The organism is Pseudomonas idahonensis (assembly GCF_037903935.1).
In the GTDB taxonomy this organism is placed as follows: domain Bacteria; phylum Pseudomonadota; class Gammaproteobacteria; order Pseudomonadales; family Pseudomonadaceae; genus Aquipseudomonas; species Aquipseudomonas danubii.
Window position 1 is genome coordinate 1,005,191 of the sequence record NZ_CP149586.1, and the last position, 24,458, is coordinate 1,029,648.

Consider the following 24,458-nt stretch of genomic DNA (forward strand, 5'->3'; position numbering starts at 1 on the left):
CCTCCATTCATAACAAGACCTAAGGCCGACTATGGGCACTGAAACACTGGCGATCAGCAGCGGACGGATGTTTCGTTATGCCTTCGGTTCGCTGTTGCTGTTGGCGGGTACCGCGTTGCTGGTGGCTCAAGGGCTGAGCTGGCTGGATCTGGAACCAAGGTTGTTGCGCGCCTTGCAGGGTGGCTCGATCTGCGCGCTGGGCACGGCGCTGGGGGCGGTCCCGGTGCTGGTGATCCGCAGAATGCCGATGGCCGTGAGCGATACGTTGCTGGGTTTTGGCGCTGGGGTGATGCTGGCGGCGACGGCGTTTTCGCTGATCGTTCCCGGTATTGCCGCTGCTCAAGACTTGGGCTTGTCTGCCTGGGGCTCCAGTGGCCTGGTTTGCGCCGGCATCATGCTGGGGGCTTTTGGCTTGTTCCTGGTGGATCGCAAGGTGTCGGGAGCCAGCCCCGAAGTGCTGGTAGGTACGGCGGAGCATCCGGTGATTGCGCCACGCATCTGGCTGTTTGTCTTTGCCATCATTGCTCACAACATTCCGGAAGGCATGGCGGTGGGGGTGTCGGCAGGGGGCGGCATGGCGGATGCGGACAGCTTGGCCATGGGTATTGCCCTGCAGGATGTGCCGGAGGGGCTGGTGATCGCTCTGGTGCTGGCGGGGGCGGGGATGTCGCGGGTCAGGGCATTTCTGATTGGCGCCGCTTCAGGCTTGGTGGAGCCGGTCTTTGCCTTGCTCTGTGCCTGGTTGGTCAGTCTGGCGCAGGTGCTGCTGCCGCTGGGGTTGGCCCTGGCGGCGGGAGCCATGTTGTTGGTGGTGACTCACGAAGTCATTCCCGAGTCCCGTCGCAATGGTCACGAAAAGCTTGCCAGCCTCGGATTGTGCATCGGCTTTTGCCTGATGATGGTGATGGACACGGCGCTTGCCTGAGGGCCGTTTGGCGAGTGGCCCGCAGGGGCTTACTCGCCCTCGTCGAAGTAGTTGTTGATCAATGCCACCAGCGCATTCAGCGCTTCCTGTTCTTGCTCGCCTTCGGTCTTCAGATGGATCTTGGTGCCCTTGCCTGCGGCAAGCATCATCATGGCCATGATGCTTTTGCCGTCCACCATTGAATCCGGGCTCCTGCCGGCGCGGATCTGGCAGGGGAACTGTCCCGCTACACCGACGAATTTGGCTGAGGCGCGGGCGTGTAAACCCAGTTTGTTGATGATCTCGATTTCCAGAGCTGGCATCGCGGGGTAGATCCTTTCAGCTAAGGTCGCGGTGGCGAACCTGGACGTTCTTCAGGGTTTTTTGCAACACCTTGCCCAGGCGCTCGGTCAGGTACACGGAGCGGTGATGTCCGCCGGTGCAGCCAATGGCAATGGTCACGTAGGCGCGGTTGCTGGCAGCGAAGCGTGGCAGCCACTTGAGCAGATAGCTTTCGATGTCCTGGAACATTTCTTCGACATCGGGCTGTGCGGCCAGGTATTCGGCCACGGGAGCGTCCAGACCGGATTGGGCGCGCAGTTCGGGCTTCCAGTACGGATTGGGCAGGCAGCGCACGTCGAACACCAGGTCGGCGTCCACCGGCATGCCGCGCTTGAAACCGAAAGACTCCACCAGGAATGCGGTCCCGGGTTCGGGTTGGTTCAGCAGGCGCAGCTTGATGGTGTCCCGCAATTGGTAGAGGTTCAGATTGGTGGTGTTGACCTTGAGGTCGGCCAGATCGACGATCGGCCCCAGCAGTTGAGTCTCATCGTGGATGGCTTCAGCCAGCGAGCGATTGGCACTGCTCAGCGGGTGGCGCCGCCGGGTTTCCGAGAAACGCTTGAGCAGGGTTTCCTCATCGGCGTCCAGATAGAGCACGTCGCACTGGATATGCCGGCTGCGCACTTCTTCCAGCAACTCGGGGAAGCGCGACAGATGGCTGGGTAGGTTTCGGGCGTCGATGGAAACCGCTACCAGAGGTTGTGCCAGTTCCGTGTGAATCAAAGCGCGCTCGGCCAGCTCGGGCAGCAAGCCGGCGGGAAGGTTGTCGATGCAGTAGTAGCCGTGGTCCTCAAGAACATCGAGGGCGGTGCTTTTACCTGAGCCGGAGCGGCCGCTGACAATGATCAAGCGCATGGTTACTGACCGTTTTGCTCGTCCAGGACAACCTGATACAAGGCTTCATTGCTGGTGGCACTGCGCAGCCGGTCACGGACTTCCTTGCGATCGAGCATGCTGGCGATCTGCCGGAGCAGTTCCAGGTGTGCGTCGGTAGCGGCTTCCGGAACCAGGAGGACGAACAGCAGATCCACGGGTGCACCGTCGATGGCGTCGAAATCGATCGGAGCGTCCAGGTGCATCAATGCACTGATAGGCGACTCACAGCCTTTGAGGCGGCAGTGGGGAATGGCGATGCCGTTGCCAAAACCGGTGGAACCGAGTTTTTCACGGGCGATCAGGCTCTCGAAGACATCCTGCATCTCCAGATCAGGCACTTCGCGGCTGATCAGGTTGGCAATTTGTTCGAGGGCGCGTTTTTTACTGCCGCCCGGCACGTTCACCAGGGAACGGCCGGGGGTCAGGATGCTTTCAAGTCGGATCATGAGAGGGGAGTGTTAGCGACCCGTGCCTTGGAGAAGGTGGAGTTGCTTTTCCTTATGCTTTTTCAGTTGGCGGTCAAGCTTGTCCGTGAGCAGGTCGATTGCGGCATACATATCGTCATGTTCTGCATTGGCGACGACCTCCCCACCGTGGATGTGCAGGGTGGCTTCGATTTTCTGTTTCAGCTTCTCGACAGCCATGGTGACCTGCACATTGGTAATCTTGTCGAAGTGCCGCTCCAGCCGGTCGAGTTTCTCGCCGATGTAAGCGCGCAGAGGTTCAGTCACTTCGAGTTGGTGTCCACTGATGTTGACTTGCATACAGCTTCTCCTTCGTTGCCAGTGCATAACGCGACAGGCTGGGTTGCCTGCCACCTAGACCGCGTTTGAAACCGACTTTCGGCCTGTTTCAAACACACTCTGAAACGCTGTGGCCAGCCCTGCGGCTACATCAACCGCTTCCGTTCGCTGGAAGGCGCGATCCCAAGGGATTCGCGGTACTTGGCGACGGTACGACGGGCTACCTGAATGCCTTGTGCCTCCAGTAAACCAGCGATCTTGCTGTCACTCAACGGCTTTTTCTGATTTTCCGCAGCCACCAGTTTTTTGATGATCGCGCGGATCGCCGTGGACGAGCATTCGCCGCCTTCGGAGGTGCTGACGTGGCTGGAGAAAAAGTATTTCAGTTCATATATGCCCCGGGGGGTATGCATGAATTTTTGCGTGGTTACACGGGAAATGGTCGATTCGTGCATGCCCACAGCTTCAGCGATGTCATGCAGAACCAGAGGTTTCATGGCTTCGTCGCCGTACTCCAGGAAGCCTCGTTGGTGCTCGACGATCTGAGTGGCGACTTTCATCAGGGTTTCGTTGCGGCTCTGCAGGCTCTTGATGAACCAGCGAGCTTCCTGCAACTGATTGCGCATGAAGGTGTTGTCGGCACTGGTGTCGGCGCGGCGAACAAAGCCGGCGTACTGTGCGTTGACCCGCAGGCGTGGCACCGATTCCTGATTCAGCTCCACCAGCCAGCGCTCGTTGTCCTTGCGCACGATGACGTCCGGTACCACGTACTCGGCTTCGCTGGATTCGATCTGTGAGCCCGGGCGCGGGTTGAGGCTTTGCACCAGTTCGATGACCTGGCGCAGCTCGTCTTCCTTGAGCTTCATGCGGCGCATCAGCTGGCTGTAGTCGCGACTGCCCAGGAGGTCGATGTAGTCACTGACCAGGCGCTGGGCTTCGCTCAGCCAGGGAGTTTTCGCTGGCAGTTGGCGCAGTTGCAGCAGCAGGCATTCACCCAGGTTGCGGGCGCCGATGCCGGCTGGCTCGAATTGCTGGATGCGGTGCAGGACGGCTTCGATCTCGTCCAGCTCGATGTCCAACTCCGGATCGAAGGCCTCGAGAATCTCTTCAAGGGTTTCGTCCAGGTAACCCTGATTGTTGATGCAATCGATCAGGGTCACGGCGATCAGGCGGTCGGTATCCGACATTGGCGCCAGGTTCAGTTGCCAGAGCAGGTGGCTTTGCAGGCTCTCGCCGGCCGATGTGCGAGTGGTGAAGTCCCATTCATCGTCATCGCTGCTGGGCAGGCTGCTGGCGCTGGTCTGGTAGACGTCTTCCCACGCGGTGTCCACCGGTAGCTCGTTGGGGATGCGTTCGTTCCATTCGCCTTCCTCGAGGTTATCCACCGTGGGGGCGGTTTCCTGGTAGGAGGGTTCCTGAATCTCGGTGTTGGGTTTGGACTCGGTGTTGTCGGCCAAGGGGTCGCTGTTGTCGAAGTCTTCGCCATCTTCCTGGCGTTCGAGCATCGGGTTGGACTCCAGGGCCTCCTGGATTTCCTGTTGCAGGTCCAGGGTCGACAATTGGAGCAGGCGGATGGCCTGTTGCAGCTGCGGTGTCATCGTCAGCTGCTGGCCCATTCTCAGGACTAGCGATGGTTTCATGGCAGGGGCTTAACACCTTATTTGCCGGCGCACATGCGCCATCCACTACAGGGCGCCGGAGCGCCAAACATAAGCAAATTATATGCCTGAAACTGAAGTGTTTGCCTAGAGCGCTGTAACAATAAAATCAGTAGGGATTTATTGTTCCTGGCGCTCTGGCATCTAGCCCGACACCTCAGCCTTTACAGGCGGAACTCATGGCCCAGGTAGACTTCCTTGACCAATTCGTTGGCCAGGATGGTCTCGGAGTCGCCTTCGGCAATCAGTTGCCCGTCATTGACGATATAGGCGGTTTCACAGATGTCCAGGGTTTCGCGGACATTGTGGTCGGTGATCAGCACCCCGATGCCCTTGGCCTTCAGGTGATGGATGATCTGCTTGATATCGCCGACCGAGATCGGGTCCACGCCGGCGAAGGGTTCGTCCAGCAGGATGAACTTGGGCGCGGTGGCCAGGGCGCGGGCGATTTCCACGCGACGGCGCTCACCACCGGACAGGCTCATGCCGAGGTTGTCGCGGATATGGTTGATGTGGAACTCCTGCAGCAGGCTTTCCAGTTCCTGGCGACGGCCGGCCTTGTCGAGTTCCTTGCGGGTCTCGAGGATGGCCATGATGTTGTCGGCCACCGACAGCTTGCGGAAGATCGAGGCTTCCTGTGGCAGGTAGCCGATGCCGGCGCGGGCGCGACCGTGCATCGGCTGGTGGCTGACATCCAGGTCGTCGATCAGGACGCGGCCCTGATCGGCCTGGACCAGGCCGACGATCATGTAGAAACAGGTGGTCTTGCCGGCGCCGTTGGGGCCGAGCAGGCCGACGATCTGGCCGCTGTCGATGGACAGGCTGACATCACGCACGACCTGACGGCTCTTGTAGCTCTTGGCCAGGTGCTGAGCTTTCAGAGTTGCCATTACTGGGCCTTTTGCTCGTCGGTTTTCTTTTTCGGCTGGATGACCATGTCGATCCGCGGACGTGGCGCGGTGACCGAGCTGCCATTGGCGCGACCGGCGTTAGCCACTTGCTTGACGGTGTCGTAGACGATCTTCTCGCCTTCGGTGGTGTTGCCGTCGTTGATGACCTTGGCTTTGTCGATCAGCACGATGCGATTCTGCTGAGCGTGGTACTGGATGGTCACAGCGTAGGCCTGAACCGGTTTCGGGTCGGTCTGCTTCTGCAGCTGCTCGAAGTAGGCGAGGTTGCCCACCGACGTCACTACGTCGATTTCGCCGCTCTGGGCTCGGGTGATGGTCACGGTGTTGCCAGTGATCTTCATCGAACCCTGGGTGATGATCACATCGCCCTTGTAGGTGGCTACGCCGTTCTTGTCGTCCAACTGGGCGTCGTCGGCCTGGATGCGGATTGGCTGTTGGCTATCGTTCGGCAGAGCCCAGGCGCTCACGCTTCCCAGTGCTGCGCCCAGACTGAGCAAAATAGGGAGGGTTTTAACGAGCCTCATACTGTCCTCTTACGTTCGATAGCAGGTTCATCCTGCCGTCTTTCAAATACGCTTTCATTCCCTTGGCCGTAGTCACGCCGCCGGCGCCGTCGATTCTAACGGCTTGCTCGGTCTGCGCATATTGCTTCTGCGGGAATACTGTCATGCGGCTGGTGGTGATCAGCAGGTTGCGGTTGCGCTCATCAGTGCGGGAAACCCGTACCGAATCGATCAGCTCGACCTCGGTGCCGTCCGGATTGACTTCGCCGCGCTCGCTCTGGACGTGCCAGGGGAAAGTGGTGCCGCGGTACATCTGCAGGTCCGGCTTGGTCAGCAGCGTCACTTCGCTGGCCTTGACGTGCTCCACTTTGTCCGAGGTCATTTCGTACTGCAGCTTGCCGTCAGGCAGGTACTGCACGCTGCGAGCGTTGATCACGTAATAGTCGATGGCGTTGTCGTCGACCTGCACTACCGGCTTGTCGAGGAAGCGCTCAGGGCTGATGTTCCAGTAACCGACCGCCGCGAACAGCAGGGCGATGATCCCGAATATCAGGATGTTGCGAATCTTTTTACTCAGCATGGGAGGGCTCTATAAATAAGCGGCGTTGGCTGCTTCAAGGCGGTCCTGGGCTTGCAGGATCAGCTCGCAGAACTCCCGGGCAGCGCCTTCGCCACCGCGGGCTACAGTGATGCCATGGGCGTGTTCGCGGACAAAGCCGGCTGCGTTGGCCACCGCCATGCCCAGGCCGACACGGCGGATCACCGGCAGGTCGGGCAGGTCGTCGCCCAGATAGGCGACCTGTTCATAGCTTAGGCCCAGTTGGGCAAGAAGTTCGTCCAGCACCACCAGCTTGTCTTCACGACCCTGGTACAGGTGGGGAATCCCCAGGTTCTTGGCCCGGCGCTCCACCACAGGGGTCTTGCGCCCGCTGATGATCGCCGTTTGCACCCCGGCGGCCATGAGCATCTTGATGCCTTGGCCGTCGAGGGTATTGAACGTCTTGAACTCACTGCCGTCCTCAAGGAAGTACAGGCGACCGTCGGTCAGTACGCCGTCGACGTCGAAAACCGCCAGCTTGATGTTTTTACCGCGTTGCAGCAGGTCGGCACTCATTACATCACTCCCGCGCGCAGCAGATCGTGCATGTTCAAGGCGCCGATCGGCCGGTCTTCCTTGTCCACCACCACCAGGGCGCTGATTTTATGGTCTTCCATGATCTTCAGGGCTTCGGCTGCCAGCATATCGGCGCGTGCCGTCTTGCCGTGAGGGGTCATGACCGAGTCGATGGTGGCGTGATGAATATCGATGGCGCGATCCAGGGTGCGGCGCAAGTCGCCGTCGGTGAAGATCCCGGCCAGGCGGCCATCGGCCTCCAGGATCACGGTCATGCCCAGGCCCTTGCGGGTCATCTCCATGAGCGCGTCCTTGAGCAGGGTGCCCCTTTGCACGTGCGGCAACTCGGTGCCTTCATGCATCACATTCTCCACCTTGAGCAGCAGGCGGCGGCCCAGGGCGCCTCCGGGATGGGAGAAAGCGAAGTCTTCGGCGGTGAACCCGCGAGCTTCCAGCAGGGCCACGGCCAGGGCATCGCCCATGACCAGGGCGGCAGTGGTCGAGGAGGTCGGCGCCAGGTTCAGCGGGCAGGCCTCGTGTTCGACATGCACATTGAGGTTGACGTCGGCGGCCTTGGCCAGCGGCGAGTCAGGGTTGCCGGTCAGGCTGATCAACTGGATGCCCAGGCGCTTGATCAAGGGCAGCAGGGTGACGATTTCGTTGGTGGAGCCGGAGTTGGAGAGGGCCAGGATCACGTCGTCGCGAGTGATCATGCCCATGTCGCCATGACTGGCTTCAGCCGGGTGGACAAAGAAAGCCGTGGTGCCGGTGCTGGCCAGGGTGGCGGCGATCTTGTTGCCGACGTGCCCGGACTTGCCCATGCCGACCACTACCACGCGGCCTTTACTGGCCAGAATCATCTCGCAAGCGCGTACGAAATCTGCATCGATATGGGGCAGCAAGCCTTCTACGGCCTGAAGTTCGAGGCGGATGGTGCGTTGTGCTGATTGAATCAGGTCGCTGGATTGGCTCATGTCTGAAATCGTATAGCCCGATGAAAAGGCGGCGATTATAGCGGTAATGAACAAATCCCTCACGCAAGTTCGTCAGCCTTTATCTGGCCGGTATTAGGATTCCTCCGATTTTGCCTGTCTTGGACCTGAACGTTCACGGCTTCGGCCTTGGGGGCTCCGTATCAGCAGTGATATAGTTCGCCGCCAGTTCGGCCTGCCCAGGGGCACGTACTCCCGGCAGGGAGCCAAGCGTCCGAGTGATAGGCTGCATCGCAAGGAGTTTAGATGAGTGCCGATAACGCCTACGCGGTCGAGCTGAAGGGACTGTCCTTCAAGCGCGGTACGCGCAGCATTTTCAATAACGTGGATATCCGTATTCCGCGGGGCAAGGTCACCGGCATCATGGGGCCTTCAGGCTGCGGAAAAACCACCCTGTTGCGCTTGATGGGCATGCAATTGCGGCCCAGCAGCGGCGAAGTGTGGGTCAACGGCCAGAATCTGCCGACCCTCTCGCGCAGCGATCTGTTCGATGCACGCAAACAAATGGGCGTTCTGTTCCAGAGCGGCGCGCTGTTCACCGACTTGGACGTGTTCGAGAACGTGGCCTTTCCGCTGCGGGTACATACCGAGCTGCCGGATGAAATGATTCGTGACATCGTGCTGCTCAAGCTACAGGCGGTGGGCCTGCGCGGTGCCGTCGACCTGATGCCCGACGAGCTGTCCGGTGGCATGAAGCGTCGGGTCGCCCTGGCCCGGGCCATCGCCCTGGACCCGCAGATTCTCATGTACGACGAGCCTTTCGTGGGCCAGGACCCGATTGCCATGGGCGTCCTGGTGCGCTTGATTCGCCTGCTCAACGATGCCCTGGGCATTACCAGCATCGTGGTGTCCCACGATCTTGCGGAAACCGCGAGCATTGCCGATTACCTCTATGTGGTCGGCGATGGCCAGGTATTGGGGCAGGGAACTCCTGACGAACTGATGGACTCCGACAATCCGCGTATCCGTCAATTCATGAAGGGCGATCCCGACGGCCCAGTGCCGTTTCACTTTCCAGCGACGGACTACCGCGCAGATCTTCTGGGGAAGCGCTGATGCGCAAAATATCGCTAATCGAGAGGGTTCGCCTCTTCGGTCGCTCAGGCATCGATGTCCTGGCGGTACTGGGGCGCTCCACGCTGTTTCTGTTTCATGCGTTGCTGGGGCGCGGCGGCATTGGCGGCAGTTTTGGCCTGCTGGTCAAGCAACTGCATTCGGTGGGCGTGATGTCCCTGGTGATCATCGTCGTGTCCGGGATCTTCATCGGCATGGTGCTGGCGCTGCAGGGCTTCAACATTCTGTCCAGCTACGGTTCGGAGCAGGCCGTCGGGCAAATGGTTGCCCTGACCTTGCTGCGGGAGTTGGGCCCGGTGGTGACTGCGTTGCTGTTCGCCGGTCGTGCCGGGTCGGCGCTGACCGCGGAAATCGGCAACATGAAGTCCACCGAGCAACTCTCCAGCCTGGAGATGATCGGGGTCGATCCACTCAAGTACATCATTGCGCCGCGCCTGTGGGCCGGCTTCATTTCCCTGCCGTTGCTGGCGATGATTTTCAGCGTGGTGGGAATCTGGGGCGGTTCCTGGGTGGCTGTCGACTGGCTGGGCGTCTATGACGGTTCCTACTGGGCGAACATGCAGAACAGCGTGACCTTCACCGGTGACGTGCTCAACGGTGTGATCAAAAGTATTGTTTTTGCGTTTGTAGTGACCTGGATCGCCGTATTCCAAGGCTACGACTGTGAGCCCACTTCAGAAGGGATCAGCCGTGCCACTACCAAGACCGTGGTGTATGCCTCGTTGGCCGTACTCGGCTTGGACTTTATTCTGACCGCCTTGATGTTTGGAGATTTCTGATGCAAAACCGCACCCTGGAAATCGGTGTCGGCCTTTTTCTGCTGGCCGGCATCCTGGCTTTGCTGTTGCTTGCCCTGCGGGTCAGTGGCTTGTCTCCGACTGCGAGCACCGATACCTATAAACTTTACGCCTACTTCGACAATATCGCCGGTTTGACGGTCAGAGCTAAGGTGACCATGGCCGGTGTGACCATCGGCAAGGTTACAGCGATCGATCTGGACCGTGACAGCTTCACCGGCCGGGTGACGATGCAACTGGAAAAGCGTGTGGATAATCTGCCGACCGACTCCACTGCATCTATCCTGACGGCTGGCCTGTTGGGTGAGAAGTACATCGGTATCAGCGTGGGCGGGGAAGAAGCCTTGCTCAAGGATGGTGGAACCATCCACGACACCCAGTCGTCGCTGGTGCTGGAGGACCTGATCGGTAAATTCCTGCTCAATACCGTTAGCAAAGACGCCAAATGAGGAGTTTTTCGATGATCTCTATCTTGCGACGTGGCTTGTTGGTCCTGCTGGCGGCCTTGCCGTTGCTGGCCAATGCGGCAAGCACGCCTTCCGCGCATGATCTGGTGCAGGACACGACCACCCGTCTGCTGGCGGATCTGGCGGCCAATAAAGAGAAGTACAAGCAAAGCCCGAACGACTTCTACAACGCCTTGAACGGTATTGTCGGTCCGGTGGTGGACGCCGATGGCATCTCCCGCAGCATCATGACCGTGAAGTATTCGCGCAAGGCCACCCCGGAGCAGATGGCGCGCTTCCAGGAAAACTTCAAGCGCAGCCTGATGCAGTTCTATGGCAATGCCTTGCTGGAGTACAACAACCAGGGCATCACTGTTTCTCCGGCCAAGGATGAAAGCGGTACCCGTACCAGCGTGGATATGCAGGTCAAAGGCAACAACGGCGCGATCTACCCGGTGTCCTACACCCTGGAGAAGATCAACGACGAGTGGAAAGTGCGTAACGTGATTATCAACGGCATCAATATCGGCAAGCTGTTCCGTGATCAGTTCGCCGATGCCATGCAGCGTAACGGCAACAACCTGGACAAGACCATCGACGGCTGGGCCGGCGAAGTGGCCAAGGCCAAGGAAGTGACCGAAGACGCCGCAGATAAGGTTGCGCAATGAGCGAGTCCGCCGTACGCCTCGGGGACGCCGGGGAGTTGCTGATCAGCGGTGTGCTGGATTACCGCAGCGGCCCGGGTCTGCGCAAGCAGGGCCAGGCATTGATCAAGTCCAGCACCGCTGCGGCGTTGGTGCTGGATTGCTCGGCGGTGGAAAAGTCCAGCAGTGTCGGCCTGGCCCTGCTGCTGGCCTTCATGCGTGATGCCCAGGACCTGGGCAAGGCAGTGAGTGTTCGTGCCTTGCCCGAAGACATGCGAGAAATTGCCGAAGTATCCGGGGTCACCGAGATCCTTCTCCATCCGTAGTAACCCACATCTATATAGAAGCCCCCCGTCAGAGTCCTGCTATGCGGGGTTCGCAGGCGCGGGGCTTTTTTGTATGATGTCCGACCCGCGCGCACAGGGCGCCGATTGAGGTTGAGCATGCAGGCCAACGAAGTGAAGAGCTTTCTTGAGGGAAAGCTGCCCGGAGCTCAGGTAGAAGTTGAGGGCGAAGGCTGCAACTTTCAGCTGAACGTGATTAGCGACGAACTGTCGGCCTTGAGCCCGGTGAAGCGTCAGCAGAGCATCTATGCCCATTTGAATCCATGGATTGCCGATGGCAGCATCCACGCGATCACTATGAAATTTTTCAGCCGCGCGGCCTGGGCCGAGCGCACCTGAGCCCAAGGGCGTCGAGACTGTTATGGATAAATTGATTATTACCGGCGGCGTTCGCCTTGATGGCGAGATCCGCATTTCCGGGGCCAAGAACTCCGCGCTGCCGATTCTGGCAGCAACCCTGCTGTGCGATGGCCCGGTCACCGTGGCCAACCTCCCGCACCTGCACGACATCACCACCATGATCGAACTGTTCGGTCGCATGGGCATCGAGCCGGTGATCGACGAGAAACTGAGCGTCGAAATCGATCCACGCACCATCAAGACCCTGGTGGCGCCATACGAGCTGGTGAAAACCATGCGCGCCTCGATCCTGGTACTGGGCCCGATGGTTGCCCGTTTCGGCGAAGCCGAAGTGGCCCTGCCAGGCGGTTGCGCCATCGGTTCGCGTCCAGTGGACCTGCACATTCGCGGCCTGGAAGCCATGGGCGCGGTGATCGATGTCGAGGGCGGCTACATCAAGGCCAAGGCGCCTGAAGGCGGCCTGCGCGGTGCCAACTTCTTCTTCGATACCGTGAGTGTGACCGGTACCGAGAACATCATGATGGCCGCTGCCCTGGCCAAGGGCCGCAGCGTGCTGCAGAACGCCGCCCGCGAACCTGAAGTCGTCGACCTGGCGAACTTCCTGATCGCCATGGGTGCGAAGATTTCCGGTGCTGGCACCGACACCATCACCATCGATGGCGTCGAGCGTCTGCATTCGGCGATCTACAAAGTGATGCCTGACCGTATCGAAACCGGTACCTACCTGGTGGCCGCAGCCGTCACCGGCGGCCGGGTCAAGGTCAAGGACACCGATCCGACCATCCTTGAAGCCGTTCTGGAAAAACTCAAGGAAGCGGGCGCCGAAGTCACCACCGGCAGCGACTGGATCGAGCTCAACATGCATGGCAAGCGCCCCAAGGCGGTCAACGTGCGTACTGCTCCGTACCCGGCGTTCCCGACCGACATGCAAGCGCAGTTCATTTCCCTGAACGCGATTGCCGAAGGCACGGGCGCGGTCATCGAGACCATCTTCGAAAACCGCTTCATGCACGTGTACGAGCTGCACCGCATGGGCGCCAAGATCCAGGTCGAAGGCAACACCGCGATCGTTACCGGCACCGAGATCCTCAAGGGCGCGCCAGTGATGGCCACCGACCTGCGGGCCTCGGCCAGCCTGGTGATCTCGGCCCTGATGGCCGAAGGCGACACCCTGATCGACCGCATCTACCACATCGACCGTGGTTACGAGTGCATCGAAGAGAAGCTGCAGATGCTCGGCGCCAAGATCCGCCGCGTACCGGGCTAGTTGCATGACGGGCACAGGGAGGTGCCCAACGCTGAATCAGTTCCACGTCGAGCCTGTCTTCAGGCTCGACGCATGTCTGGCGCCGTTTGCGTCCGGGCATCAGTCGCCGCATAAGGACTTACGTTACTCATGTTGACCATCGCACTGTCCAAGGGCCGTATCCTCGACGACACGCTGCCGCTTCTGGCTGAAGCGGGCATCGTGCCAACCGAGAATCCGGACAAGAGCCGCAAACTGATCATCCCCACGACCCAGGACGACGTTCGCCTGCTGATCGTGCGTGCCACTGACGTACCGACCTATGTCGAGCATGGCGCCGCCGACCTCGGGGTGGCCGGCAAGGACGTCCTGATGGAGTACTCCGGCCAGGGCTTGTACGAACCGCTGGACCTGCAGATTGCCCAGTGCAAGCTGATGACCGCCGGTGCGATTGGCGCCGTCGAACCCAAGGGGCGCCTGCGCGTGGCCACCAAGTTCGTCAACGTCGCCAAGCGTTATTACGCCGAGCAGGGCCGTCAGGTCGACATCATCAAGCTTTACGGCTCGATGGAACTGGCGCCGCTGATCGGTCTGGCGGACAAGATCATCGACGTGGTCGACACCGGCAACACCCTGCGGGCCAACGGTCTGGAGCCCCAGGAACTGATCGCCACCATCAGCTCCCGCCTGGTGGTCAACAAGGCATCGATGAAGATGCAGCACGCCCGTATCCAGGCGTTGATCGATACCCTGCGCAAGGCAGTGGAATCGCGACACCGCGGCTGATTCACATGCGTGGCCTTGAGCCGCGCCCATCTATCCGCGTCATAGCCAGAATGCTCAGGTGCCCACGCGGATGGCTTGGTAGTCTTGCGGCGCCTGAGCTTTGCAAATCCAAGCTTGCCCTTTTGTGCACTCGCCAATCATTGAGGCCTTCGCTATGACCGCTCCGACTGCAATTCGCCGACTCAACGCTGCCGACCCGGATTTCGCCCGTCATCTGGATCATCTGCTGAGCTGGGAAAGTGTCTCTGACGATTCGGTCAATCAGCGGGTGCTGGACATCATCAAGGCCGTGCGCGAGCGCGGCGATGCGGCGCTGGTGGAGTTCACCCAGCGTTTCGACGGCCTGCAAGTGGCCTCCATGGCCGACCTGATCCTGCCTCGCGAGCGCTTGGAACTGGCCCTGACCCGAATCACCGTGGCCCAGCGCGAAGCCCTGGAAAAGGCCGCGGCGCGGGTGCGCAGCTACCACGAGAAGCAGAAACAGGACTCCTGGAGCTACACCGAGGCCGACGGCACGGTACTGGGCCAGAAAGTCACCCCGCTGGACCGCGCCGGCCTGTATGTACCGGGGGGCAAGGCGTCTTACCCGTCATCGGTGCTGATGAACGCGATCCCGGCCAAGGTGGCGGGCGTGACCGAGGTGGTGATGGTGGTGCCGACCCCCCGTGGTGAAGTCAACGAGCTGGTACTGGCCGCTGCCTGCATCGCCGGGGTCGACCGGGTGTTCACCATCGGTGGCGCCCAGGCCGTGGCCGCGCTGGCCTACGGCACCGAAAGCGTGCCCCAGGTGGACAAGGTGGTCGGCCCGGGCAACATCTATGTGGCCACCGCCAAGCGCCACGTGTTTGGCCAGGTCGGGATCGACATGATCGCCGGCCCGTCGGAGATCCTCGTGGTCTGTGACGGCCAGACCGATCCGGACTGGATCGCCATGGACCTGTTTTCCCAGGCTGAGCACGACGAAGACGCCCAGGCAATCCTGGTCAGCCCGGACGCCGAGTTCCTCGACAAGGTGGCGGCGAGCATCGCCAAGCTGCTGCCGACCATGGAGCGCGCAGAAATCATCAACACCTCGATCAACGGCCGTGGCGCGCTGATCCAGGTTCGCGACATGCAGCAAGCCATGGACGTGGCCAACCGCATTGCCCCCGAGCACCTGGAGTTGTCGGTGGCCGACCCGCAAGCCTGGCTGCCGCAGATCCGCCACGCCGGGGCGATCTTCATGGGCCGTCACACCTCCGAGGCGCTGGGCGATTACTGCGCCGGGCCGAACCACGTGCTGCCGACGTCCGGTACTGCGCGTTTCTCCTCACCGCTGGGGGTGTATGACTTCCAGAAACGCTCGTCGATCATTTTCTGCTCCGAGCAGGGCGCGTCCGAGCTGGGGCGGACCGCCTCGGTGCTGGCCCGTGGCGAGTCGCTGACCGCCCACGCCCGCAGCGCCGAATACCGCATCGTCGACGACCAAGATCAGGGGCAATGAACATGAGCAAATTCTGGAGTCCGTTCGTCAAGAACCTGGTGCCCTACGTGCCGGGCGAACAACCCAAGCTGACCAAGCTGGTCAAGCTCAACACCAACGAAAACCCCTATGGCCCGTCGCCCAAGGCCCTGGCGGCGATGCAGGCCGAGCTCAATGACAACCTGCGCCTGTATCCCGACCCCAACAGCGACCTGCTCAAGCAGGCGGTGGCCCGCTATTACGGGGTGCAGGGCAATCAGGTATTCCTCGGCAACGGTTCCGACGAAGTCCTGGCGCACATTTTCCATGGCCTGCTGCAGCAGGATAAGCCGCTGCTGTTCCCGGACATCAGCTACAGCTTCTACCCGGTGTACTGCGGCCTGTACGGCATCGACTACCAGGCGGTGCCCCTGGATGAACAGTTCCAGATCCGTGTGGCCGACTACGCCCAGCCCAACGGCGGGATCATCTTCCCCAACCCGAATGCGCCCACCGGCTGCTTGCTGGCCCTGGACGCGGTGGAGCAGATCCTCCAGGCCAGCCCGGATTCGGTGGTGGTCGTGGACGAAGCCTATATCGACTTCGGTGGCCAGACTGCCATCAGTCTGGTGGACCGCTACCCCAACCTGCTGGTGACCCAGACTCTGTCCAAGTCGCGCTCTCTGGCCGGCCTGCGGGTGGGCCTGGCGGTGGGGCATCCGGACCTGATCGAGGCCCTGGAGCGGATCAAGAACAGCTTCAACTCCTACCCTCTGGATCGCCTGGCCATTGTGGGTGCAGCGGCGGCCTTCGAGGACCGCGAGTACTTTGCCAAGACCTGCCAACGGGTGATCGACAGTCGTGAGTGGGTGGTGGCGCAGTTGCAGGCCAAGGGTTTTGAAGTATTGCCGTCGGCGGCCAACTTCATCTTTGCCCGCCACCCCCAGCACGACGCAGCCGGCCTGGCGGCCAAGCTGCGTGAGCAAGGGGTGATAGTGCGTCACTTCAAGCAGGAACGGATCGCCCAATTCCTGCGCATCAGCATCGGCACGCCGGAGCAGAACCAGGCGCTGATCGACGGATTGGGGCAGCTTTAAGTTAGAAGCCCAGAGCCAATGCTTGGAGCCTCTCGCTTGCAGCTACAAGCTTGCCGCTTGTAGCTGCAGCCCCCGGCTGCTCTCACTCGTGGTGCGGCTCGCCGAGGAAGGTCAGGGAGCTGAACAGGCCGCGTGAAGCTACATCCGGGTCGTCCTTGAGCGGCACTTCAAGCTCTGCGGCAATCACGTTCAAGCCTTCATTTCTCACCAACACTTGAGCGCGTCCCTGGGCATCGGTTTCGGTGCTCAGGGTGCTCGGTGCATTGCGGTAATCGCCGATCAACTTGACCCCAGCCACGGGCTGCCCATCCAGCAGTACCCGCACCGGCAGGCTGTTGCCCTGGCCCACGGTCAGCGGGTCGACTTCCGGCAGGATCAGTAGCTTGAGCTGTTCCAGCTTGGGCAGCTTCGCCCCCGCTTGATAGATCGCCAGGTTGTACTTGAAGGTGTGGGTCGAGGCGATGGCCCCCGGGACTTTGCTGCGCCCTTGGTTGACCCAGCGTTTGTCCGCCGTTTGCGACCACGGACCGTTGTCCAGCGCCACGGCCAGCACCGCCGGTGGCTTGAGTGGTTGCAGGCGCGCGTGGTCGGCCAGGCGTTGCACGGTCACTGGAATCATTCTGGCTGCGGCGTCGTAGGCCCAGGCACCACTGACCTTCTTGGCCTTGAAGGCGTCGTCTTCGGCGCCGTGGCCGTAGATCACTTCGATATTGCCGCGGCGCTGTTCGGTCCATAGACCGTGGGCCGAGGCCTGGGTTGTACCCAGGGTGGCGAGCAGGCCCAGCAGGGCGATTGATTTGAGGTTGTGCATGGCGATTTCCGGCTACAGGTTGAGTGTCAGGCTGACGGTGAAGTTGCGCGGCTCGCCGGGGTTGACCCAGTAGTTGCTGTAGGAGCGCTCGTAGTACCTCTCGTCGAACAGGTTGTTCAGGTTCAGGCCCAGGGTCAGGTTGTCGCTGGCCTTGTAGTGGGCCAGCAGGTCCAGGGTGCGGTAGGCGGGCAACTCGAAGCGGCCTCCGGCCTCGCCCGAGCGATCGCCGACGTAGGTCAGGGCGGCGCCGACGTCCGAGCCTTTGAGTCGTCCGTCCTGGAACTCATAGACGCCCAACAGGCTGCCACTGTGCTTGGCCACGCCGAGTATGCGACTGCCGGCGGGGATCGCCCGATCGCCCTTGGTGACCTCGGCATCGATCAGCGCATAGGCACCAATCACCCGCACCGCATCGGTCAACTGGCCGGTCACTTGCACGTCGAAGCCCTGGCTGCGGGCCTTGCCCACGGCGCGGCTGGAGTCGGTGCCGGGGTCCAGGGCCAGGACGTTTTCCTTGTCGATATGGAAGGCGGCGAGGGTGGCGCTCAGGCGTTCGTCGAACAGCTCGCTCTTGATCCCCACTTCATAACCGACCCCTTCCTCGGGCTTGAAGGTCTTGCCGGCCGCATCCAGTCCGTTGTTGGGCTTGAACGAGGTGGAGGCGTTGGCGAACAGCCCCAACTGCGGAGTCAGTTGATACAGCAGGCCGGCGCGCTGGGTCAGGGCGTCGTGGCTCTGGCGGCTGCGCTTGCCGGTGGTGTGGTCGTCGATCCGTTGCTCGAAATGTTCGAAGCGTGCGCCGAGCATGCCGCGCAAGCGGTCGTTGAAGACAATCTGGTCCTGCAGGTTGAGGGCCTGGCTTTCGACATGTTCGAAAAAGTCCGTGCCGGAACGTTTGCCGTTGGGCTTGGCCTGGCCGTAGATCGGGTCGTAGATGTCGACAGCGTAGGCGCCGCCGGCGATGGTGGTGACCCGCTCGTTCTTGCGGTAGTTCTCGTATTCGCTGCCGATCAGCAGCTCGTGCTGCCAACTGCCGATGTCGAACAGGCCGCGCAGTTCCAGTTGGGTGATGCTGTCGTGCCAGTTGTTGTCGCGCTCGCGATAGCGCCGGTTGACGGTGTGCTGGTCGGCATTCAGGGGGCGGGTTTCCGAGGCGAAGCCCCACAACTTGCCTTCCTTGTAGTGGCTGGCCAGGCGCAGCTTCCAGCTGTCGTTGAGGTGATGTTCCAGGGCGGCCTGGAGCATGGTGTTGTGGTTGTCGATGTTGCCGTCGTTGGGTTCACCGAGGAAGGTCGAGCGCGAGACGCCGCTCCAGCGATTGTTGGGCGCGACGATGCCGCGGTCGAAGGTCGAGCTGTGGCGCACGAACTCGCTCTCCACCAGCAGGCTGGTGTCCGGGTTCAGCTGCCAACTGAAGGAAGGGGCGACGAACAACCGGCGGCTGTCCACATGGTCGCGGAAGCTGTGGTTGTCCTCCACCGCCAGGTTGACCCGGGACAGCAGGTTGCCCTGGTCATCCAGCGGGGTGTTGAGGTCCAGGGCGGTGCGGTAGCGGTCCCAGCTGCCGGCGCTGGTCTGCAGGGTGGCGAAGGCTTCGGGCTGAGGTTTCTTGGTGACGATGTTCACCGTGCCGCCGGGATCGCCCCGGCCATAAAGGCTGGCCGCCGGTCCCTTGAGCACTTCGATGCGCTCGATATTGGCCGCATCCGGGGTGCTGGGATAACCGCGATTGGCGCTGAAACCGTCCTTGTAGAACTCCGAGGTGGTGAAGCCGCGCACGCTGTATTCATACAGGGTCAGGCCGCCGAAGTTGTTCTGCTTGGAGACCCCTCCGGCGAACTCCAGGGCCCGCTCGACGTTACTGCTGCCCAGGTCCTTGAGCACGCTGGCGGGGATCACGCTGATGGACTGCGGGATATCGCGGATTGCCGTGTCAGTCTTGGTGGCGCTGGCCGAGCGAGTGGCCCGGTAACCTTTGACCGGGCCGCTGGCAGACTCGTATTCGGTGGTGATGCGGGTGGTTTCAAGTTCCAGCGACTGCGGTTCTTCGGCAAGCAGCGGGTCTGCCAGCAGGCCTAGGGTCAGGCCTGCCAAGGGGAGGATTTTTCGGGACGTCATCGGGCTGTTCCAATAGCAATATTGAAACAATATAACATGACTGATGAGAATGTATGTTGTTAGCCCGGCATGGCCGGGCGCACATTCACTCTTCTTCTTTGACCGGTGCGGGCGGCGGACGCAGGCCGATTTCTGCGGTCAGCTTGAGTTCCTTGCCGTTGCGCATGACCTGGATCGAGACTTTGTCCGTCGGCTTGATCCGCGCCACCTGATTCATCGAACGACGACCATCGCCGGCGGGTTCGCCGTCGATGCTGAGAATCACATCACCCAGCTGCATACCGGCCTTCTGCGCCGGACCGTCGCGGAAGATCCCGGCCACCACGATTCCAGGCCGCCCGGCCAGGCCGAAGGACTCTGCCAGCTCCTGGGTCAGCGGCTGCACTTCGATGCCCAGCCAGCCACGGATCACCTGGCCATGCTCGATGATCGATTTCATCACCTCCATGGCCAGTTTGATCGGGATCGCGAAGCCGATGCCCTGGGAACCGCCGGACTTGGAGAAGATGGCGGTGTTGATCCCGGTCAGGTTGCCGTTGGCGTCTACCAGTGCACCACCAGAGTTGCCTGGGTTGATCGCGGCATCGGTCTGGATGAAGTCTTCGTAGTTGTTCAGGCCCAGCTGGTTGCGCCCGGTGGCGCTGATGATGCCCATGGTCACGGTCTGGCCGACCCCGAACGGGTTGCCGATGGCCAGGGCGACGTCACCGACACGGACGTTTTCCGAGCGGCCGACGGTGATCGAAGGCAGTTTTTTCAAGTCGATCTTGAGTACCGCCAGATCGGTTTCCGGATCGCTGCCGATGACCCTTGCCAGGGTTTCACGGCCATCCTTGAGCGCCACCACGATCTGCTCGGCGCCGGAGGTCACGTGGTTGTTGGTCAGCAGGTAGCCTTCGGGGCTCATGATCACCCCGGAACCCAGGCTTGACTCCATGCGCTGCTGCTTGGGCAGGTTGTCGCCGAAGAAACGCCGGAACTGCGGGTCTTCAAACAGCGGATGCGCGGGTTTGTTGATCACTTTGGTGGTGTACAGGTTGACCACCGCGGGCGCGGCAATCAGTACCGCATCGGCGTAGGAGACTGGCCCCTGCTGGGTGCTGGTGGTTTGCGGAGCTTGCTGCAGGTTGACGTCCAGGCTGGGTAGCCCGACCCATTGCGGATAACGCTGAATAATCAACAACGCGATAAGCACGCCGGCCAGTAGCGGCCAGCCAAAAAAACGCAGAGCCTTGAGCATTGAGCAAGTCCTGGGTGGTTACGAAGGGCTGCGCACGGCCCATAATGTCGCGCATTATACGAGGCCGCGCGCGCCTCTGAACGGGATATTTAGGAGTCTTTTATGGCCGTTGCCCTGAGCACACTGGTGGAAGAAGCGGACCGCTACCTGGGCAGTTCACGCATCGCCGACTATTGCCCCAATGGCTTGCAAGTCGAAGGACGCCCGCAGGTGATGCGCATCGTCAGTGGCGTGACCGCCAGCCAGGCGTTGCTGGACGCAGCCGTGGAGGCCAAGGCCGATCTGGTGCTGGTGCATCACGGCTACTTCTGGAAAGGCGAAAACCCCTGCATCACCGGAATGAAGCAGCGTAGGTTGAAAACCCTGCTCAGGCACGACATCAGCCTCTTGGCCTATCACCTGCCCCTGGACCTGCACCCGGAGGTGGGCAACAACGTGCAGTTGGCCCGGCAGTTGGATATCACCGTCGAAGGCCCATTGGACCCGGAGAACCCCAAGGTCGTCGGTCTGGTCGGTTCCCTCAGCGAACCCATGACGGCGCGGGACTTTGCCCGGCGGGTGCAAGAAGTGATGGGCCGCGAACCCTTGCTGATCGAAGGCAGCGAGATGATTCGCCGGGTCGGCTGGTGCACCGGCGGCGGCCAGGGCTATATCGACCAGGCGGTCCAGGCCGGCGTTGACCTGTACCTGAGTGGTGAGGCTTCGGAACAGACCTTCCACAGCGCCCGGGAAAACGACATCAGCTTCATTGCTGCCGGTCACCACGCCACTGAGCGTTATGGCGTCCAGGCCCTGGGCGACTACCTGGCCCGGCGCTTCGCCCTGGAGCACCTGTTCATCGACTGCCCCAACCCGATCTGACCCCGTGCAGGAGCCGGCTTGCCGGCAAAAAGATCTTCAGCCCTGAGGTGCGCTTGCAAGCGCCTTCGCTGGCAAGCCAGCTCCTACAGAGGGGCGTTTGGAGGCTAACGGAGCGGTATATTCATATACCGTTTCGTTCTAGTTGGCGTCCTGATTAGAAGCAGGTCGCTGTGCTAGCATGCCCCGCTCGAACACGGCCCGCTGGCCGTCCATAAGAAAGCTTTCGTGAGTAGCCATGGTCGACAAACTGACGCATCTGAAACAGCTGGAGGCGGAAAGCATCCACATCATCCGCGAGGTGGCCGCCGAGTTCGACAACCCGGTGATGCTGTACTCCATCGGTAAAGACTCCGCCGTGATGTTGCATCTGGCCCGCAAGGCGTTCTTCCCCGGCAAGCTGCCGTTCCCGGTGATGCACGTCGATACCCAGTGGAAATTCCAGGAAATGTACAAGTTCCGCGATCGCATGGTCGAGGAGCTGGGGCTGGACCTGATCACCCACGTCAACCCGGATGGCGTGGCCCAGGGCATCAACCCGTTCACCCACGGCAGTGCCAAGCACACCGACATCATGAAGACCGAGGGCCTCAAGCAGGCTCTGGACAAGTACGGTTTCGACGCCGCATTCGGCGGTGCCCGTCGTGATGAAGAGAAGTCCCGCGCCAAGGAGCGCGTCTACTCGTTCCGCGACAGCAAGCACCGCTGGGACCCGAAGAACCAGCGCCCCGAGCTGTGGAACGTCTACAACGGCAAGGTCAACAAGGGCGAGTCGATCCGCGTGTTCCCGCTGTCCAACTGGACCGAGCTGGACATCTGGCAGTACATCTACCTGGAAGGCATCCCGATCGTGCCGCTGTACTTCGCCGCCGAGCGTGAAGTGATCGAGAAGAACGGCACCCTGATCATGATCGATGACCAGCGCATCCTCGAGCATCTGTCCGATGAAGAGAAAGCCCGCATCGTCAAGAAGAAAGTGCGTTTCCGTACCCTTGGCTGCTACCCGTTGACGGGCGCGGTGGAGTCCGAGGCCGAGAGCCTGACGGACATCATCCAGGAAATGCTCCTGACGCGAACTTCCGAGCGCCAGGGTCGGGTCATCGACCACGATGGCGCCGGCTCGATGGAAGATAAAAAACGTCAGGGTTATTTCTAAGGGGCTGTCATGTCGCATCAATCTGATTTGATCAGCGAGGACATCCTCGCTTACCTGGGCCAGCACGAACGCAAAGAGCTGCTGCGCTTTCTCACCTGCGGTAACGTCGACGACGGCAAGAGCACCCTGATCGGGCGTCTGCTGCACGACTCGAAGATGATCTACGAAGACCATCTGGAAGCCATTACCCGGGATTCGAAGAAGGTCGGCACCACCGGTGACGACATCGACCTGGCGTTGCTGGTCGACGGCTTGCAGGCCGAGCGCGAGCAGGGCATCACCATCGATGTCGCCTATCGTTATTTCTCCACCGCCAAGCGCAAGTTCATCATCGCCGACACCCCCGGCCATGAGCAGTACACCCGCAACATGGCCACCGGTGCTTCCACCTGTGACCTGGCGATCATCCTGGTGGACGCCCGCTACGGCGTGCAGACCCAGACCCGTCGTCACAGCTTCATCGCCTCCCTGCTGGGCATCAAACACATCGTCGTGGCCATCAACAAGATGGACCTCAAGGACTTCGACCAGGGCGTGTTCGAGTCGATCAAGGCCGACTACCTGAAGTTTGCCCAGGGTTTGAAGATCCAGCCCACCAGCCTGCACTTCGTGCCAATGTCGGCCCTCAAGGGCGACAACGTGGTGAACAAGAGCGAGCGTTCGCCCTGGTACACCGGCCAGTCGCTGATGGAAATTCTCGAGACTGTGGAAGTGGCGGGTGACCGCAACTTCACCGACCTGCGTTTCCCGGTGCAGTACGTCAACCGTCCGAACCTGAACTTCCGTGGTTTTGCCGGCACCCTGGCCAGCGGCATCGTGCACAAGGGCGACGAAGTCGTGGTGCTGCCGTCGGGCAAGAGCAGCCGGGTCAAGTCCATCGTCACCTTCGAGGGCGAGCTGGAGCAGGCAGGTCCAGGCCAGGCCGTGACCCTGACCATGGAAGACGAGATCGACATCTCCCGTGGCGACCTGCTGGTGCATGCCGACAACGTGCCGCCGGTCACCGACAGCTTCGAAGCCATGCTGGTGTGGATGGCCGAAGAGCCGATGCTGCCGGGCAAGAAATACGACATCAAGCGCGCCACCAGCTACGTGCCGGGTTCGATTGCCAGCATCACTCACAAGGTTGATGTGAACACCCTGGAAGAGGGGGCGGCCAGCGCGCTGCAACTGAACGAGATCGGCAAGGTCAAGATCAGCCTCGACGCGCCGATTGCCCTGGATGGCTACGAAAGCAACCGCACCACCGGTGCTTTCATCGTTATCGACCGCTTGACCAACGGCACCGTCGGCGCCGGCATGATCATCGCCCAGCCAGTGGCCCATGGCAGCGTCACCCATCACGGCAAGCTGGCCCATGTGGCCACTGAGGAGCGTGCCCTGCGTTTCGGCCAGCAACCGGCCACCGTGCTGTTCAGCGGCCTGTCGGGCGCTGGCAAGAGCACCCTGGCTTATGCGGTGGAGCGCAAGCTGTTCGACATGGGCCGTGCGGTGTATGTGCTCGATGGCCAGAACTTGCGGCATGACTTGAACAAAGGCCTGCCACAGGATCGTGCCGGGCGTACCGAGAACTGGCGCCGTGCGGCTCACGTGGCCCGTCAGTTCAACGAAGCTGGCCTGCTGACCTTGGCCGCGTTCGTGGCGCCGAGTGCCGAAGGGCGCGAGCAGGCCAAGGACCTGATCGGCAAGGATCGTCTGCTGACGGTTTACGTCCAGGCATCGCCTGCGGTGTGTGCCGAGCGTGATCCTCAAGGCCTGTACGCTGCCGCTGGGGACAACATCCCGGGCGAATCCTTCCCCTATGACGTACCGCTCAATGCCGATCTGGTGATCGACACCCAGGCGCTGTCGGTGGAAGAGAGCGTCAAGCAGGTGCTGGACCTGTTGCGTAGCCGCGGCGCGATCTAAGCCGTAGCCAAAAGCCCGCAGTCGAGTGATCGGCTGCGGGCTTTTTTGTGCGCTGCAGATAGCGTTAGCCGGCCAGGACGGTGCAGCTA

The 24,458-nt window shown here is 61.2% G+C and carries 27 protein-coding genes; 14 read left to right on the forward strand and 13 right to left on the reverse strand.

The features are described 5' to 3' along the window. Window positions 1-31: 31 nt before the first annotated feature. Window positions 32-925, forward strand: coding sequence for a ZIP family metal transporter (locus WIN67_RS04495; RefSeq protein ID WP_102878375.1), 894 nt, complete (start codon window positions 32-34; stop codon window positions 923-925). A gap of 29 nt (window positions 926-954) precedes the next feature. On the opposite strand, the gene WIN67_RS04500 is transcribed toward WIN67_RS04495, so the two are convergent. The 10 genes from WIN67_RS04500 to WIN67_RS04545 form a co-directional block, all read right to left on the reverse strand. After that, a complete protein-coding gene (locus WIN67_RS04500) occupies window positions 955-1,227 on the reverse strand; it encodes an HPr family phosphocarrier protein (protein WP_110653374.1) in 273 nt (90 codons plus the stop codon). A gap of 16 nt (window positions 1,228-1,243) precedes the next feature. Beyond that, complete coding sequence (gene rapZ, locus WIN67_RS04505; RefSeq protein WP_016966640.1) at window positions 1,244-2,101, reverse strand: RNase adapter RapZ; 858 nt, start codon at window positions 2,099-2,101, stop codon at window positions 1,244-1,246. A 2-nt stretch (window positions 2,102-2,103) separates the two neighbouring features. Then, window positions 2,104-2,568, reverse strand: a complete 465-nt coding sequence (gene ptsN, locus WIN67_RS04510) for a PTS IIA-like nitrogen regulatory protein PtsN (RefSeq protein WP_011059267.1) — start codon at window positions 2,566-2,568, stop codon at window positions 2,104-2,106. A 12-nt stretch (window positions 2,569-2,580) separates the two neighbouring features. Continuing rightward, on the reverse strand, window positions 2,581-2,886 hold the full coding sequence (gene hpf, locus WIN67_RS04515; RefSeq protein ID WP_016966642.1) for a ribosome hibernation-promoting factor, HPF/YfiA family: 306 nt from the start codon (window positions 2,884-2,886) through the stop codon (window positions 2,581-2,583). A 125-nt stretch (window positions 2,887-3,011) separates the two neighbouring features. Then, complete coding sequence (locus WIN67_RS04520) at window positions 3,012-4,505, reverse strand: RNA polymerase factor sigma-54 (RefSeq protein ID WP_102861151.1); 1,494 nt, start codon at window positions 4,503-4,505, stop codon at window positions 3,012-3,014. A gap of 182 nt (window positions 4,506-4,687) precedes the next feature. After that, window positions 4,688-5,413, reverse strand: a complete 726-nt coding sequence (lptB, locus tag WIN67_RS04525; RefSeq protein WP_011059270.1) for an LPS export ABC transporter ATP-binding protein — start codon at window positions 5,411-5,413, stop codon at window positions 4,688-4,690. Beyond that, entirely contained in the window at window positions 5,413-5,958 is a 546-nt protein-coding gene (gene lptA / locus WIN67_RS04530) for a lipopolysaccharide transport periplasmic protein LptA (protein WP_102861152.1), read from the reverse strand. The genes lptB and lptA overlap by 1 nt, the downstream gene beginning before the upstream one ends. Further along, window positions 5,945-6,517, reverse strand: a complete 573-nt coding sequence (gene lptC, locus WIN67_RS04535) for an LPS export ABC transporter periplasmic protein LptC (protein ID WP_102861153.1) — start codon at window positions 6,515-6,517, stop codon at window positions 5,945-5,947. The genes lptA and lptC overlap by 14 nt, the downstream gene beginning before the upstream one ends. Window positions 6,518-6,526: 9 nt before the next feature. Next, window positions 6,527-7,051, reverse strand: coding sequence for a KdsC family phosphatase (locus tag WIN67_RS04540; RefSeq protein WP_102861154.1), 525 nt, complete (start codon window positions 7,049-7,051; stop codon window positions 6,527-6,529). Beyond that, window positions 7,051-8,025 carry a KpsF/GutQ family sugar-phosphate isomerase gene (locus WIN67_RS04545; RefSeq protein WP_102878376.1) on the reverse strand — a complete coding sequence of 325 codons (975 nt, stop codon included), beginning with the start codon at window positions 8,023-8,025 and terminating at the stop codon, window positions 7,051-7,053. The genes WIN67_RS04540 and WIN67_RS04545 overlap by 1 nt, the downstream gene beginning before the upstream one ends. 264 nt (window positions 8,026-8,289) lie before the next feature. Here WIN67_RS04545 and WIN67_RS04550 point away from each other — a divergent pair, with 264 nt between their 5' ends. The 10 genes from WIN67_RS04550 (at window position 8,290) to hisC (ending at window position 16,278) form a co-directional block, all read left to right on the forward strand. Beyond that, window positions 8,290-9,099, forward strand: coding sequence for an ATP-binding cassette domain-containing protein (locus WIN67_RS04550; RefSeq protein WP_102861156.1), 810 nt, complete (start codon window positions 8,290-8,292; stop codon window positions 9,097-9,099). Beyond that, window positions 9,099-9,896 (forward strand): lipid asymmetry maintenance ABC transporter permease subunit MlaE, encoded by a 798-nt coding sequence (gene mlaE / locus WIN67_RS04555; RefSeq protein ID WP_102861157.1) that lies wholly within the window; start codon window positions 9,099-9,101, stop codon window positions 9,894-9,896. Before WIN67_RS04550 ends, mlaE begins: the two co-directional genes overlap by 1 nt. Then, entirely contained in the window at window positions 9,896-10,363 is a 468-nt protein-coding gene (mlaD, locus tag WIN67_RS04560; RefSeq protein ID WP_011059277.1) for an outer membrane lipid asymmetry maintenance protein MlaD, read from the forward strand. The genes mlaE and mlaD overlap by 1 nt, the downstream gene beginning before the upstream one ends. A gap of 11 nt (window positions 10,364-10,374) precedes the next feature. Beyond that, window positions 10,375-11,028, forward strand: a complete 654-nt coding sequence (locus tag WIN67_RS04565; protein ID WP_102861158.1) for an MlaC/ttg2D family ABC transporter substrate-binding protein — start codon at window positions 10,375-10,377, stop codon at window positions 11,026-11,028. Next, window positions 11,025-11,330 carry an STAS domain-containing protein gene (locus tag WIN67_RS04570; RefSeq protein WP_102878377.1) on the forward strand — a complete coding sequence of 102 codons (306 nt, stop codon included), beginning with the start codon at window positions 11,025-11,027 and terminating at the stop codon, window positions 11,328-11,330. Before WIN67_RS04565 ends, WIN67_RS04570 begins: the two co-directional genes overlap by 4 nt. 117 nt (window positions 11,331-11,447) lie before the next feature. Continuing rightward, window positions 11,448-11,687: a BolA family protein gene (locus tag WIN67_RS04575; RefSeq protein ID WP_011059280.1), complete on the forward strand. Its 240-nt coding sequence runs from the start codon at window positions 11,448-11,450 to the stop codon at window positions 11,685-11,687. Window positions 11,688-11,709: 22 nt separating this feature from the next. Further along, a complete protein-coding gene (gene murA / locus WIN67_RS04580) occupies window positions 11,710-12,975 on the forward strand; it encodes a UDP-N-acetylglucosamine 1-carboxyvinyltransferase (protein ID WP_102861160.1) in 1,266 nt (421 codons plus the stop codon). A gap of 129 nt (window positions 12,976-13,104) precedes the next feature. Next, complete coding sequence (gene hisG / locus WIN67_RS04585; RefSeq protein ID WP_016968619.1) at window positions 13,105-13,740, forward strand: ATP phosphoribosyltransferase; 636 nt, start codon at window positions 13,105-13,107, stop codon at window positions 13,738-13,740. 154 nt (window positions 13,741-13,894) lie between these two features. Further along, complete coding sequence (gene hisD, locus WIN67_RS04590; RefSeq protein ID WP_047283941.1) at window positions 13,895-15,223, forward strand: histidinol dehydrogenase; 1,329 nt, start codon at window positions 13,895-13,897, stop codon at window positions 15,221-15,223. Window positions 15,224-15,225: 2 nt separating this feature from the next. After that, window positions 15,226-16,278 carry a histidinol-phosphate transaminase gene (hisC, locus tag WIN67_RS04595; RefSeq protein WP_110596057.1) on the forward strand — a complete coding sequence of 351 codons (1,053 nt, stop codon included), beginning with the start codon at window positions 15,226-15,228 and terminating at the stop codon, window positions 16,276-16,278. Window positions 16,279-16,360: 82 nt separating this feature from the next. Here hisC and WIN67_RS04600 read toward each other — a convergent pair whose 3' ends face one another. The 3 genes from WIN67_RS04600 to algW form a co-directional block, all read right to left on the reverse strand. Then, a complete protein-coding gene (locus WIN67_RS04600) occupies window positions 16,361-17,089 on the reverse strand; it encodes a DUF4198 domain-containing protein (protein WP_339070689.1) in 729 nt (242 codons plus the stop codon). A 12-nt stretch (window positions 17,090-17,101) separates the two neighbouring features. Next, entirely contained in the window at window positions 17,102-19,207 is a 2,106-nt protein-coding gene (locus WIN67_RS04605; protein WP_110653378.1) for a TonB-dependent siderophore receptor, read from the reverse strand. A gap of 85 nt (window positions 19,208-19,292) precedes the next feature. After that, complete coding sequence (algW, locus tag WIN67_RS04610) at window positions 19,293-20,447, reverse strand: Do family serine endopeptidase AlgW (protein WP_102878381.1); 1,155 nt, start codon at window positions 20,445-20,447, stop codon at window positions 19,293-19,295. Window positions 20,448-20,549: 102 nt separating this feature from the next. On the opposite strand from algW, the gene WIN67_RS04615 reads away from it, so the two are divergent. From WIN67_RS04615 to cysN, 3 genes are all read left to right on the forward strand, one after another. Next, window positions 20,550-21,308: a Nif3-like dinuclear metal center hexameric protein gene (locus WIN67_RS04615; protein ID WP_110596022.1), complete on the forward strand. Its 759-nt coding sequence runs from the start codon at window positions 20,550-20,552 to the stop codon at window positions 21,306-21,308. A gap of 235 nt (window positions 21,309-21,543) precedes the next feature. Beyond that, window positions 21,544-22,461, forward strand: coding sequence for a sulfate adenylyltransferase subunit CysD (gene cysD / locus WIN67_RS04620; protein WP_102861165.1), 918 nt, complete (start codon window positions 21,544-21,546; stop codon window positions 22,459-22,461). Window positions 22,462-22,470: 9 nt separating this feature from the next. Beyond that, complete coding sequence (cysN, locus tag WIN67_RS04625; RefSeq protein WP_110653379.1) at window positions 22,471-24,369, forward strand: sulfate adenylyltransferase subunit CysN; 1,899 nt, start codon at window positions 22,471-22,473, stop codon at window positions 24,367-24,369. The last annotated feature ends 89 nt before the right edge of the window (window positions 24,370-24,458 follow it).